General features: G+C 51.8%; 9 protein-coding genes. 4 read left to right on the top strand and 5 right to left on the bottom strand.

Annotated elements, in window-relative coordinates:
* Nucleotides 1-593: 593 nt before the first annotated feature.
* From ACYU87_RS23425 to ACYU87_RS23410, 4 genes are all read left to right on the top strand, one after another.
* Entirely contained in the window at nt 594-983 is a 390-nt protein-coding gene (locus ACYU87_RS23425; protein ID WP_461136538.1) for a DoxX family protein, read from the top strand.
* Between the two features lie 239 nt (nt 984-1,222).
* Nucleotides 1,223-2,008, top strand: a complete 786-nt coding sequence (locus tag ACYU87_RS23420) for a 2Fe-2S iron-sulfur cluster-binding protein (protein WP_461136537.1) — start codon at nt 1,223-1,225, stop codon at nt 2,006-2,008.
* Between the two features lie 20 nt (nt 2,009-2,028).
* Nucleotides 2,029-3,072: an FAD binding domain-containing protein gene (locus ACYU87_RS23415; RefSeq protein ID WP_461136536.1), complete on the top strand. Its 1,044-nt coding sequence runs from the start codon at nt 2,029-2,031 to the stop codon at nt 3,070-3,072.
* 21 nt (nt 3,073-3,093) lie between these two features.
* On the top strand, nt 3,094-5,214 hold the full coding sequence (locus tag ACYU87_RS23410) for a xanthine dehydrogenase family protein molybdopterin-binding subunit (RefSeq protein ID WP_461136535.1): 2,121 nt from the start codon (nt 3,094-3,096) through the stop codon (nt 5,212-5,214).
* Nucleotides 5,215-5,290: 76 nt separating this feature from the next.
* Here ACYU87_RS23410 and ACYU87_RS23405 read toward each other — a convergent pair whose 3' ends face one another.
* The 5 genes from ACYU87_RS23405 to ACYU87_RS23385 all read right to left on the bottom strand — a co-directional run bounded on the left by ACYU87_RS23405 (nt 5,291) and on the right by ACYU87_RS23385 (nt 13,268).
* On the bottom strand, nt 5,291-5,722 hold the full coding sequence (locus ACYU87_RS23405; protein WP_461136534.1) for a response regulator: 432 nt from the start codon (nt 5,720-5,722) through the stop codon (nt 5,291-5,293).
* Between the two features lie 98 nt (nt 5,723-5,820).
* Nucleotides 5,821-8,658 (bottom strand): ATP-binding protein, encoded by a 2,838-nt coding sequence (locus tag ACYU87_RS23400; protein WP_461136533.1) that lies wholly within the window; start codon nt 8,656-8,658, stop codon nt 5,821-5,823.
* 283 nt (nt 8,659-8,941) lie between these two features.
* Nucleotides 8,942-9,502: a DoxX family membrane protein gene (locus tag ACYU87_RS23395; protein WP_461136532.1), complete on the bottom strand. Its 561-nt coding sequence runs from the start codon at nt 9,500-9,502 to the stop codon at nt 8,942-8,944.
* 156 nt (nt 9,503-9,658) lie between these two features.
* Entirely contained in the window at nt 9,659-10,216 is a 558-nt protein-coding gene (locus ACYU87_RS23390; protein WP_461136531.1) for an RNA polymerase sigma factor, read from the bottom strand.
* Between the two features lie 304 nt (nt 10,217-10,520).
* Nucleotides 10,521-13,268 carry an alpha-L-rhamnosidase gene (locus ACYU87_RS23385; protein ID WP_461136530.1) on the bottom strand — a complete coding sequence of 916 codons (2,748 nt, stop codon included), beginning with the start codon at nt 13,266-13,268 and terminating at the stop codon, nt 10,521-10,523.
* Between the last annotated feature and the right edge of the window lie 154 nt (nt 13,269-13,422).

The raw sequence follows: 13,422 nt of genomic DNA, 5'->3' as shown, positions 1-13,422 counted from the left end.
GGATTGATGAGCGCTTTCATGATCTATGTGTTTAGTGATGTACTGGGCTGTTTTGATAGATCAAAGGTCGGCACCCGGACCCGCAGGCCCTGTCACAAATGAGTCAATCGCTGATACTTTTGAGATTAGAGGTCAATTAGAGCCGCCAGCGACTCGAGTCAGGCAGTTATTCACCGCAGAGCCCGTGAATAGAGGAAAAGGTGGCCGCTTTCCGACCGGAGAGGAGAACCTGAAAAAATATAGATAAATAAGGGCTTTCCTGTTTCAGGCTACACAATAAAGGCACACAGCTACCGTTTTATATCTGTTATGCTTGTTTTGCTCCACGGTCTCTGCCTGTGGAGCTTTTTTTTTCGATCATTAGCGAGCAAGCCTGTGCAGGAACCGTCTTTTTTCTTCTACCGACGCGCCTACGCTCTTCCTATCTCGTCACGCTTCCCGTCTCGTTGACAAAGCCAGTTAAACCCTAGTACGCCAAAGGCAGTTACTATACCTATCAACTAGAAAATCGTAGTTGTACATTCACGGTCGAGCGTTGACTTTACCACAAACGTGTTGGCCTGGTGGTTAACTTGGTTTAGATAACACAAACAATGGACGATAAAACTGCGAAAAGGATAGCCAGAGTTGTTTTAGGAGGTACGCTGATCGTTGCCGGCGTAAGCCACCTGACGTTTGCCCGGCAGGCCTTCAAAGCCCAGGTACCGGATGCCGTACCCTTGAAAAAAGACGATACGGTAGTGTATTCTGGCGTGGCCGAAATTGCTCTGGGCAGTAGTTTGGTACTCACCACCGAAAAACATCAGGAAACTGTAGGGAAAATAGCAGCCGCGTTTTTCACGGCGGTATTCCCCGGCAACATTGCTCAGTTTGCCAACCGACGTAGTGCCTTCGGTCTGGATACCGATCTGAAGCGATTTGTTCGTTTATTCTTCCAGCCTGTCCTGGTTTTCTGGGCCTTGAAAAGCACGAACAATACCTAACCCGACAGCCAAATCACTCCTCGCCAATCTAATTTGGGTCAAGTATCCACGGTCTGTGAGTACACGAACCGCCGTTGCGGCCAGCCAGATTTGCCTGCCGGGCAGGTGGCTCGTGAGGACACAAGCCAGGGATACACGAAACGAGGGCATGCATAAACAACCCGCTGGTCTCTCCGTATACCATACGTATTGCCAAGCCCGTTGCCACCCAAACTCGTATCTCTCTCCCCCGAAAGAGCATGAATGAAGACAAACAAGTGCCTCAATTAACTGAGGACGAAAAGAAGCTATTCGAAGAGTTGATGCCAGAAGATCTCAACGAGATTCTTGATACGGGTGTAAACAGGCGTCATTTTCTGAAACTCATGACCCTCGCCGGGGGTGGCATCCTGACGGCTCAGTCAGCGGTGGCCGAGCAAGTATTGACAAGGTCTGTCAGTGCCCCGGCTTCAGATTACGTACCGGCAACTCTGGAAAACGGGGTCAACGTGTCGCTCAACGTCAATGGCGAAACCCGAAAGCTGCTGGTTGACTCCAGGATGACCTTACTGGATACCCTGCGGGAACGACTCGACTTGACGGGTTCTAAAAAAGGCTGTGATCATGGCCAGTGTGGAGCCTGCACCGTGATCGTGGATGGCCGACGCGTCCTGTCCTGCCTCACGCTGGCGGCAAGCTGCGAAGGCAGAACGGTCAAAACAATAGAGGGCATAGCCAAGGGAAATCAACTGCATCCGGTGCAGGCTGCTTTCCTGAAACACGACGGTTTTCAGTGCGGGTTCTGCACACCGGGACAAATCTGCTCGGCCGTCGCGCTGATGGACGAAGCCAAAAACGGAGAAGCCAGTTACGTAACGAAAAATGTTCGCGCAAAAGCGGGGCCGGTCCAGCTATCAACCGAAGAGATACAGGAGCGGATGTCGGGCAACCTGTGCCGTTGCGGTGCCTACCCAAATATTGTGGCCGCTATTCAGGAAGTCCACAGCGGAAAGCCCGTTGAGCAAATCTGGCAGTTTGTCGGCTAACCCTTCACCAACAGCACCTCATGAGACCCTTTAAATACACGAATGCCAAAGACGCTTCCTCGGCGGTACAACTCCTGAAGGTGAATCCAGATGCCAAATTTCTGGCGGGCGGCACAAACTTGCTGGATTTGATGAAGGAGGACGTTGAACGTCCCAACGAACTGATCGACATTACACGGCTGTCGCTCACGCAAATCAAGCCTATATCAGTTGGCATCAACCAGGGAGGTGTGTCTATTGGTGGTCTGGGCAAGAATACGGATGCCGCCAACCATCCATTAATTCGTCAAAATTACCCACTGCTTACCCAGGCAATTCTTGCAGGGGCATCGGGTCAGATCAGGAACATGGCTACCAATGGTGGCAATCTGTTGCAGCGAACCCGTTGCCCTTATTTCTACGACGTTGCCATGCCCTGCAACAAGCGCGAACCGGGAACGGGTTGTGGTGCGCTGGAAGGCGTTAATCGACTACACGCCATCTTCGGTTGGTCCGAAAAATGCGTTGCGGTGTACCCCTCCGACATGGCCGTTGCGCTAGCCGCCCTGGATGCCACGGTTACGGTCAGGCAGGCAGGTGGTCAGGAACGGGCGATCAACTTCGCCGATTTTCACCGACTCCCCGGTGATACGCCGGAGAAGGATACCAATCTGAACCACGGTGATTTGATTACGGCCATCGAGCTACCTAAAACAAATTTTGCCGACCACTCCTACTACCTGAAAGTTCGCGATCGGGCTTCGTACGCCTTTGCGTTGATTTCGGTAGGAGTTGCGCTGGAAATGGACGGGTCACAGTCTGGCGTATCGCGGTCCGACGTATCGGGTGGTCGAATTGGTCAGGTCAGAATTGCCCTGGGTGGCGTAGCGCACAAGCCCTGGCGGGCGTTCACCGCCGAAAAAATGCTGGCAGGCAAGGAGGCAACCGAAGCGAACTTCAAGCGGGCGGCCGATGCGGAGATGGCTAATGCAAAGCCACTGGCCCATAACAAATTCAAAATTGAACTAGGCAGCCGGAGCATTGTCAGAGCCCTCCAGCTCGCTCTTGACGGGAACAAGGCCTAACGTCCGTAATCAATCATTGCCATGCAGGAAAGAAACAAGATAACCGGTACGCCGGTCAGTCGTATTGATGGGATTTTGAAGGTAACCGGTAAAGCCGATTACTCGACTGACCATCCTGTAAAGAACGTTGCTTATGCTGTGCTGTTTAAGAGTACGATTGCGGCCGGATCCATTGCCTCCATCGACGCGGCCGACGCCGAAAAAGCGCCGGGCGTACTGGCCGTGATCACCCACATGAATGCCCCCAAGCTCAACGTAAAGGGCGGCATTCGGGGCGGGGCCATGCTTCAAAGCCCAGCCATTGAGTTTTACGGACAGCATATTGGCCTGGTCGTCGCCGAAACGTTTGAACAGGCCCGGCACGCGTCGCACCTGATCAAGGTAAACTACACGAAAGCAACGCCGGACGTTGATTTCGAAAAGCTGGCCAAGAAGGCCGTACCCGCCAAAGAGCCCAAAGAAGAAAAGCGCGGAGATACGCAGTCAACCCTCAGCACAGCCGAATACAAGGTTGACGAAGTGTACGCTACGCCGATTGAACACCATCACCCGCTGGAACCCCACGCCACAATTGCCGAGTGGAACGGCGACCATGTGACATTATATAATAGCTCGCAGATTGTGAATGGGGCGCAAAGTGCAGCAGCCGTCACTTTAGGGATAAAACCCGAGAATGTTCGGATTATTTCGCCCTACATCGGGGGCGGATTCGGCTCCAAAGGTGGTCAGTGGGCTAACCTGGTGTTAACCGCCGTTGCGGCCAAAATGGTCAATCGTCCCGTAAAGCTGGCCCTCACCCGCCAGCAAATGGTTAATTCCGTCGGGCTGCGGCAGCGAAATTACCAGCGCGTAGGGCTGTCCGCTACAAAAGACGGTAAACTAACGGCGCTTTCACACGAGATTACGACGCACTGTGCCATACACGACGAATTTGTGGAGCCTTGCGGAGATTGCTCGAAAGTTATGTACGACGTACCTAACTCGCTCATCAGCTACAAAGTCGTGCCGATGAATATGATTCTGCCGACCTACACCCGCGGTCCGGGAAAATCGACGGGGAGTTTTGCCCTTGAATCGGCGATGGATGAACTGGCTTACAAGCTGAAGATGGACCCCATCGAGTTACGTCTGAAAAACGAGCCGGAACGCGATCCGTCCAGCGGCAAGCCCTGGTCCTCGCGCAAAACGGTTCAATGTCTGAAAGAAGGGGCCAACGCGTTCGGGTGGGAAAAACGGAAATCAGAACCCCGCCAGAACCAGCAGGGCGATTACCTGATTGGCTATGGTGTAGCCTGCGGAACATACCCCGCCCACCAGCGGCCCAGTTCCGCCATCGTAAAACTGAAACGGGAAGGCAGCGACGTTACCGCCAGTGTCGAACTGGCCGCGGCCGACTTGGGCACGGGAACCTACACCATACTGGCCCAAACGGCAGCCGATGCGCTGGACTTGCCTCTGACTAAAATAAGCGTTAAGATTGGTGACTCCGATCTGCCGCCGGCCGCTGGTTCGGTAGGTTCGGTGGGGGCCAGCAGTTATGCCAATGTCGTCAATGATGCCTGCATAAAGATTACCGATGAGCTGATCGCCAGATCGGGTAAACAGTATTTTGCCCGCCCAACGGCCTCTCAATTGATGCTTTCGGAAAAGGTCAGCACCTACCAGACTCGGGTGGAATCGAAAGCGCCCGATAATGCGGAAGACTATTCGGCCCATAGTTTCAACGCTAATTTCGCGGAAGTACGGGTCAATAAGTCGACGGGTATGGTCAGGGTTTCCCGGTTTCTGGCCGTTACGGGAGCGGGCAAAATTCTGAATCCCAAAACAGCCCGCTCGCAAATCATCGGTGGAAATATCTGGGGCATTGGTATGGCGCTCACCGAAGAATCGGTTGTCGATCCACGCTGGGGCAACTTTGTCACGCGTTCGTTAGCCGATTACCACGTTCCGGCCAATCTGGATATTGGTACCATGGAAGCCATTTTCATCCGGGAAGACGACACTGTTTCCAACAAGCTGGGCGTAAAAGGGATTGGCGAAGTAGGGATTGTTGGCGTAGCAGCCGCCGTTGCCAATGCCATCTTTAACGCCACGGGCAAGCGCATCCGGGAATTGCCCATTACGCCGGATAAACTGTTGTAGCGTTCTACTCCGTCGTTGAAGCTGTGCTTACACGATTAAGCATATCCTCAACGACGGGATAGTCTACCAGGCAGGCCTACTTTGTTGCCGACGATTGATAGGCGAGAATTAATTCTAACAGACGATCTGCCTTGAGGGGTTTTATCAGAATATCGTTCATGCCATTCGCGTGAACCTGCTGTTCAATATCTACCGTAGTATCTGCCGTCAAGGCAATGATCGGCAGCGTTTCGCCCCGCTCCCGCATGCGTCGTGCCGACTCATAGCCATCCATTACCGGCATCTGCAAGTCCATCAACACCATAACATGCCTGGCTGGATCCAGCAGGTCCAGCGCTTGCTGGCCATCTTTGGCTACATCGATCTGCCCACCCCACCCCTCCAGCAGTCGTTTGGCAAACATAATATTCAACGGGTAATCCTCGACCACCAGAAAGGCCATTCCCAGCAGGGGTTTTTTATCGGTGGGGCGCGGTGCGATAGACGAATTATTTACTGCCTCATTCATTCGGTAGACGGGTTGATAATGAACTATATAAGCGCTGCTACAGATCAATAGGGTAGCCAGACGAAATGGGCACGGGTGGTTCGTCCCGGATAAACCGGTCAGTCGGTGACTATATCTTTTTGCATAGTCACCAACGCGGTCTGCATGGCGGGCAATTCACTTTTGAGCATTGATACGTACTGGCTTATCATCGCGTCAATATCCGTCGACTCGTTGTCCGCAGCGATCTTTTTCTCCAGTGTATCGATCAACTGACTGATATGTACCAGGCCAAACGTTCGAATGGGTACTTTCTGGGTATGAATCAGCGAGCCGATAACCTTTATGTTTTGTTCCGCCTGGGCCTGCGTAATCTGCTCCAGTTCTACAGTTGTCTGTTGCAAAAATAGGTCCAGTAATTCAGCGGCAAACGCAGCATCGTTGTCTACCGAACTCATCAGTGGCTCGATCGAGAAGCCCGCTTCCGGCCTTGCCGATACGCTAACGGCCTCAGACACGCTGGGTTTCGGGGTGGCTGGCGTATATTTCCGCATCACCCGCTGTAATTCTTCGATCTGAAACGGCTTGGGAATAAAATCATTCATTCCCGCCTGCAGGCATTGCTCCCGCTCGCTGGCCAGGGCATGAGCGGTCATGGCAATAATGGGCACGTTGTTTTGCAAGGTCGTCCGAATTTGGCGGGTAGCGGTATATCCGTCCATAACGGGCATTTGAATATCCATCAGAATCAGGTCATACTGACTCGTCTGTAAGCAATCGATGGCCTGCTGTCCGTTCTCCGCGATCTGCGTCCAGTAACCCAACCGTTTGAGTACCTGCAGCGCCAGTTTCTGATTGATCAGGTTATCTTCTACCACCAGAATTCTGACCTGCTGGCCATCAGCCGATGCGGTTTCTGCCGATGAGTCGACGGGGGATTCCTGCGTGTCAGTGGTTACTTTATAGGGTATCTCCAGGGTAAAGCAAGAGCCTTCATCCGGCACACTCGTTACCCTGACCCAGCCCCCCTGCATTTCGGTGAGGGATTTGACAATACTCAGCCCCAGACCGGTTCCGCCATAATAGCGAGTCGTGAAATCATTGGCTTGCCGGAACCGGTCAAAAATATGCGGTAAAATATCGGGGGTCATGCCAATTCCTGTATCCCGCACGCTGAAGCGCACCCGAACCGAATCATCCGTCTGACCAACGTTGTCGATCCGGGCGGTTACCTGTCCGTGCTTGGTGAACTTGATGGCATTACTGAGCAGATTGAGCAAAATCTGGGTCAGCCGGGTTGGATCGCCCAGCACAACCGCCGGTAGGGTTGGGTCCGTTTCGACCACCAGCGACAGGTTTTTATCGGTAGCAGCCGGCAGGATCATGGTTCGAATTGAATCCACCAACTGACTAAGGCTGAACGGAATAGATTCCAGCGGCAGCATACCGGCTTCAATCTTGGCAATATCCAGAATGTCATTAACAATGGTCAGCAGGTTTTTACCGGCTGTACGGATGTAATGCAGCGACTCTTTCTGTTCGCCGTTCAGAGGGGCCATTTCCAGCATCTCCGAGAAGCCGAGTATCGCGTTGAGGGGCGTCCGGATCTCGTGGCTCATATTGGCCAGAAACTGCTTCTCTGTGTACCGGGCTTCATTCAGCGCGTTGGAAAAGCGAAATGCCAGCACCAGCGACTGCAGAAAGAAAAAGCCCAGATAACCGACAAACAATTCGATCATCATCGGGGACGTCAGCCCAAAATACTGACCAAGAATCAGGCTGAAAACGATTAGCAACAGACCAGTCGTCATCAATGAAAAGCGGGAACCGGGTCGGCGATTGCGAAACGCTTTCCAGTACACATAGAGTGCATAGCCGATATACGCCACCATCAAGACCAGAAACGGATCCATCAGTCGGGTAAACTGAATAGGCGGCAGCACAATAACGGTTGAGGCAAAAGCGAAACAAAGCCAGCTCATGACCTTGGTGATCCGGGGGTGCGTATCCTTGGGATATAACAGTTGAGAATAAACCACAAAGAACCCGATAGCCAGGTACAACGATATATACTCCAGCCGAACGCTCAGTGCCCAGGGTATATTCGGGAACAGGGTGTGAAGAGCATAGTAGTCCGTTCCGATCAGGCGGTAGCTGTAGGCAATGCAAAACAGGCCGTAATACAACATAGACCGATCCATTGAACTAAACCCAAACAGCCCCAGAAAGAATAATCCGCTCATCAGGACAAATCCCATCAGAAACACGGACATGGCCTGTTCGATCGCCAGCTTTGACGCCAGTTGCGTCGATTCACCCAGGGTTATCGACTTGGTAACTCCTCCTTTGGCGTGCTCAAGATTAGCCAGTTGCAACAGAAGCGAAAGCGTATCGCCGGTGGCAGGTAACGCAATCAGCTGAGTAGACCAATGGGGTTTCATTGTCTCAGGACTGGCGGTGGGGTTACCATCATGAGCGGCCTCTTTTCCGTTTATAAACAGTCGGTAAGCCGTGTTGTAATCAGGCACTTCCAGGCTGATCGGGACCGATCTGGCGGGCAATAAGACCTTTAAACTGTACGTAGCAAAACCCTGACCGGGGAGAATTTTATGCTGCCATGAACTGCTGGCCCAAAGCTGGGGAAGCGTAGTATATTCGAAAGCGGATTCGGGCTGATTGGGCCGCCGAAGCTGATGCCAGTACCATTTCCATTCGCCCTTTAACTCCACATAGTCTTTGGTGAAATCTACCGACCGTAGATCAATAACGCCCTGATGAGCAACGGGTTGCTTCTTCGCCTGTACAACGGGCATACCCACGTACAGCAACATAAGCGACAATAATACACACCTGAACATGAACAAGGCTGCGCCATCGACTAGCCGTTGCTGCCGATTAACGCGGCTCTCCTGGTTACTCGTAAACCGAACGAAGTCGTTGACGTAGCTGTACGACACGGGCAGAGAATCTGTAATAATGGAATCGATGGGGGTAAATTTTAAGAAACGTTGAGTAGATTTTACCTGATGAAGTTACGAATATATATACTTTTTGTTAACTTAATTAAAATAAATTCAACTAGTTTATTTCTCCTACCAGCTATATATTGGTTCCACAAACAGACAGCGTTTGTACGTAGCGGAGGCTTAATTCCTTACCGTGTACAAACGCTGTCTGTTTACGATTTTGTTAAGCAACCCCGTATAGGTGTTTAGTCTGCTACAGGATGCTTGTCAACGGTTACGCACTAGTAGCAGATGGTTGAATAGGTCGGTAAACATTAGGGAGCCGCTTGCTTAAGCTACTCGCCAGACTGGTTTGCTCGACAACCAGACGGGCTCCGGTCCAGGTAGAGGCCATCACCATTCCAGCCGCTATCAATATAATGTCTTTTATAATGTATTGAGCAGCTAGGGTAGGCGCGTGTAACGGAGCCGGAAAGAGTTCGGCTGGAAAAAACAGCAGAGGAGACATGGCACCAACCATCTGAGCGGCCATCAACCATACACCCACCCGCATAAAGCGTCCACTGATAAAACAGATTCCGATAATGCACTCCAGTGCAGCGACCAGATTCATAGCCGCGTGACCTGTCACCTGGCCTAGCGTTAGCACAACTGTTGTTCGGGTAGCTAAATCCTCAATAGGACTAATACCAGGGAAAAATTTCAGAAAACCGAACCCCAGAAAAACGAGCCCCAGGCATACCCGTAAAATAACGATGCTGTTTATAACCAGCCACCGATTCATGGACGTATCCAGGCGATCGAATCGGGCAAACAGATTGGTTAGCGTTTTCATAGTTGTCGTAAATTAAGTCTACTAGTATGCGTTTATTTACGACATTTGATGATTAACAGATTTGTGAGCGAATTAAAAAAGGGTTACCACAAGGCAACCTTATGAATTCCCTGAAAACGATGGCTTTAGATGCACTCACCAAAAAGGCAGGACTATTTATGCCTGATAGTGGTAAATGTCTTTTTTGAAGTGGAAACGAAGCTCCTGCATCGCTTTTCGTATTCGTGTTTTGACCGTACCAAGGGGTAGTTTCAATTTCTCGGCGATCTCCTGACTGGTATAATCCCGATAGTACATAAGTTCTACCACGGCCCGGTATTTAGGGGCCAGATGACTCAGCAGAGGCTGATCAACTTTTCCTTCGGGGAGAGCCTGCTTTACTTCTCTGTCGGAACGGCTGTAGATATAGGTATTGGCCGTCGTCCGAACCTTTCGGGCCCGTAACTCATCCAGCGCCACATGTCGGGTGATGGTCAGCAGCCAGGTAAACAGGCGTCCCTGTTTGGGATCGAAGTTATGACGGTTCGACCAGATTTTGATAAACGCATCCTGCAACAAATCCTCGGCTATGGCCTGATCGTGAACCAAACGCAGCAAGACCCCATATAAGGCTGGTGAGTAGGCCTCATAGAGCAGTGTGAACGAGGTTGATGTAGAATCTAATAGGGCATTTGTCAGGCGTAATTCAGTCTGGTCGGAAACGTTTACGTTCATATACAGGCAACGTAGATAAATGGAGGGAGTAGTGCCCCGTTACGCTGGTACCAACAAAGCGGGTTACGTATTAAGCTATTAAAATCATGCCAGTGTAACCCGATAAAGGTATAAAGCAGGAACAGGCTTTGTAAAACTCATTATGCTCTCTTGATCTATCAGAATACCCCAAACAGTGTTGGGGAATAAAAGCCCCAACACTGTAGAAAATAAGAACCTATATAGTCTATTAAGATACTCGTTGTATCCGTATTTTGTTTATTGTCAATAATTATACGGTCCTTTTTTGTTAACTACTTGGCAACTACTTTTCACTAGTAGTAAAAGTGTAGATGCCTGATCCCGTTTTCAGCACGACATAACCTGCCTCATTGCCTGCCACGGTCAGACCTGCCGCTGTCAGCGATTTTCCTCCTGCCTGAACCGCATCGGCGCTTTTGGCTGGTACGTATATTGTGGCGGTTGTGTTAGCGGGAACGTCAACGGTCATCGTTAATTTACCAGCCTCACTTTTCCAGGCTGAGCGAAGAAGACCGTAGTAGGTTTGCAGGCTGGCACTTGCAGACGTCAGCTTTCCGCCCGGTTGGGGTTTAATGATGCTGTGCTTATAACCCGGCCCGGCTTCGTCGGTGTCAATACCGGTAATGGTCCGGTACATCCAGTCGCCAACGGCTCCGTACGCGTAGTGATTGAACGAGGTCATTGATGGGCTTTGGAACGTGCTGTCGGGCTTCATGGAATCCCAGCGCTCCCAGATAGTTGTTGCGCCCATCTTCACCGGATATAGCCAGGACGGATACGTGTCCTGCAAAAGCAGATCGTAGGCAACATCGGTCCGGCCAAAACGACTGAGTACGGGACACAGAAAGGGGGTACCCAGAAAACCCGTCGTCAGGTGATTTTTGTATTTTTTTATGTTCTCAACCAGTCGGCCAACAGCCTGTGGCCGCAATGGTTCGGGCAGCATATCGAACTGCAACGCCAGCACGTAGGCGGTTTGTGTATCGGAGATAAGGCGGCCGTTTGGGGTCATGTATGCGTTTTGAAAGGCCGTCCTGATACGGCCCAGCAGCGTGGTATAGTGCGCGGCATCTTCTGTTTTGCCCAGGAGCGTAGCCGCTTTCTGCATTAAATCTGTATTGTAGGCGTAAAAACACTGCGCTACCAGGTGAACATCCGTAAAGGCCGATCTGGCTTCAAATGCCGGGCTCCCTTCGGTATCAACAAAAGACAGCCAGTCGCCAAACTGGAATCCTTCGCTCCAAAGGTCGTTTTTAGCCACGCTCTCCATATAGCCTTCGTACGCTTTCATACTGGCATACTGTTGCTCCAGCACGCGTCGGTCGTCGTAAGACACGTACAGGTTCCAGGGAATAATGATGCTCGCATCCGACCAGCCAGCCGCGCCCATGGGGGTCCGGCCGAACGCACCGGTTTTGGTCAGCACATCGGGAATAACGAAGGGAACGGCTCCATTGGAGAACTGATCGGCGGCTACGTCTTTGAGCCACTTGGCAAAGAAATTATTGACCCCGAAGTTGAAAGCCGCCGTTCGCGAAAATACCTCCGCATCGCCCGTCCAGCCTAGCCGTTCGTCGCGTTGCGGACAGTCCGTTGGCACATCGAGAAAATTTCCCCGCTGCCCCCATTGAATGTTGCTTTGTAGCTGGTTGACCAGCGCATTGGACGTCGTAAACTCGCCGGTTTTCGGCATATCCGAGTACAGGGCAATGGCCGTAAAATCGGCGGGGTTAACCGGGCCGGACAGCCCTTCAACGCGTACGTAGCGAAAGCCGAAGAAGGTAAAGTGCGGTTCGAGGGTTTCCGCTCCGCCTTTGAGCAAGTAAGTAGCCTGTGCTTTGGCGGTTCGCAGGTTTTCAAAGTACGGGTTCCCGAATTTATCGAGCATTTCAACGTGCGAAAAAACGATCTTATCGCCCGCCTTGCCGGTTACCCGACATGTTACCCAACCCACCAGATTCTGACCAAAATCCAGAACCGTTTCGCCCTTCGGGGTCGTCAGCACCTTTACTGGCTGACGGGTTTCGTGCTTGCGAATAGGCTCATTGTAGGCCGCGACCAGATTGGTATAGCCAAACGGTTTGGTCGTTACGCCCGACCAGTTGGCATCCGAAAAACCAGCCGTTGTCCAGCCCGGTTGCTCAAGCCGTGAGTCGCAGAGTTCGCCGTCGTAGATCTCGGACATCCGAATGGCTCCCGTCGATGACTTCCAGCTATTATCCGTTATGATCGTCTCCGTGCTGCCGTCGGTGTATGTAATGGCCAATTGCCCTAACAGTGCCAGCTCTTTACCGTATATATTCCGTTGATTCTGCCAGGCAAGTCGCCCCCGGAACCAGCCACTGGCCAGGGTGGCACCAAGGGTATTCGGCCCGGCCGTCAACAGGCTCGTTACGTCGTACGTCTGGTACTGAAGATGGGTCTCGTAGCTTGTCCAGCCGGGCGTCAGAAACGCATCACCCACCCGCTGTCCGTTAATCTGGGCTTCATAGAGACCATGCGCTGTCATGAATAGGGTGGCCGCTTTTACCTTTCGAGCAACCGTAAATACCTTCCGCAGTAGCGGGCTGGGCTGATTTATCGTATCCTCGGAAAAGCCAGGCTGAATCCAGTTGGCTTTCCAGTTGGCCGCCGTCAGCAGACCCGTTTGCCAGTGAGCCGGGCTACTCCAGGCCGATGGCTTTGTGGTGGTGTTATCCCAGACACGCACTTGCCAGACATACCGCTGACCCGGTTGCAGAGAAGGTCCGGCATAGGATACGTGCACGGATTGATCCGACGATACGCGACCAGACTGCCAGATTGTTCCTTTTACGACCGAAGCGGCATCGGTACCAACCCGGACTTCGTAGGCCGTTTGTCGAACGTTTTGTTTGGCCGATATAAGTTGCCAGCTCAGACGAGGCACCAGCACATCGATTCCGATGGGATCGACACGGTTTTCGGTCAATAACTTCTGAACGCTCACCTGAGCGAACGTCCAGACCGTAACCAGTTGACAAAGTACGAACAGAGCGAGTAGTCGTTTCATAGAAGTGACAGGCTAGTCTTGAGTATAATCTTTTAAAGATAAAGCTTACCTATTCTACTACCTTCCTGTACCTACCCAGTGTAGTGCTAATCAGCAGATCAACGGCACTTCCTGCCCTTCTGACGTCAAGGTTATGCACCACTTCTCACATACG

The sequence above is a fragment of the Spirosoma lituiforme genome, from assembly GCF_054776635.1.
This window is presented reverse-complemented; position numbering and strand designations above follow the sequence as displayed.

Excerpts from the sequence above, each read along its gene's own strand:
- ACYU87_RS23425 (WP_461136538.1), top strand. The coding sequence starts at position 594 with ATGGACGATAAAACTGCGAAAAGGATAGCCAGAGTTGTTTTAGGAGGT.
- ACYU87_RS23420 (WP_461136537.1), top strand. The coding sequence starts at position 1,223 with ATGAATGAAGACAAACAAGTGCCTCAATTAACTGAGGACGAAAAGAAG.
- ACYU87_RS23415 (WP_461136536.1), top strand. The coding sequence starts at position 2,029 with ATGAGACCCTTTAAATACACGAATGCCAAAGACGCTTCCTCGGCGGTA.
- ACYU87_RS23410 (WP_461136535.1), top strand. The coding sequence starts at position 3,094 with ATGCAGGAAAGAAACAAGATAACCGGTACGCCGGTCAGTCGTATTGAT.
- ACYU87_RS23405 (WP_461136534.1), bottom strand. The coding sequence starts at position 5,722 with ATGAATGAGGCAGTAAATAATTCGTCTATCGCACCGCGCCCCACCGAT.
- ACYU87_RS23395 (WP_461136532.1), bottom strand. The coding sequence starts at position 9,502 with ATGAAAACGCTAACCAATCTGTTTGCCCGATTCGATCGCCTGGATACG.
- ACYU87_RS23390 (WP_461136531.1), bottom strand. The coding sequence starts at position 10,216 with ATGAACGTAAACGTTTCCGACCAGACTGAATTACGCCTGACAAATGCC.
- ACYU87_RS23385 (WP_461136530.1), bottom strand. The coding sequence starts at position 13,268 with ATGAAACGACTACTCGCTCTGTTCGTACTTTGTCAACTGGTTACGGTC.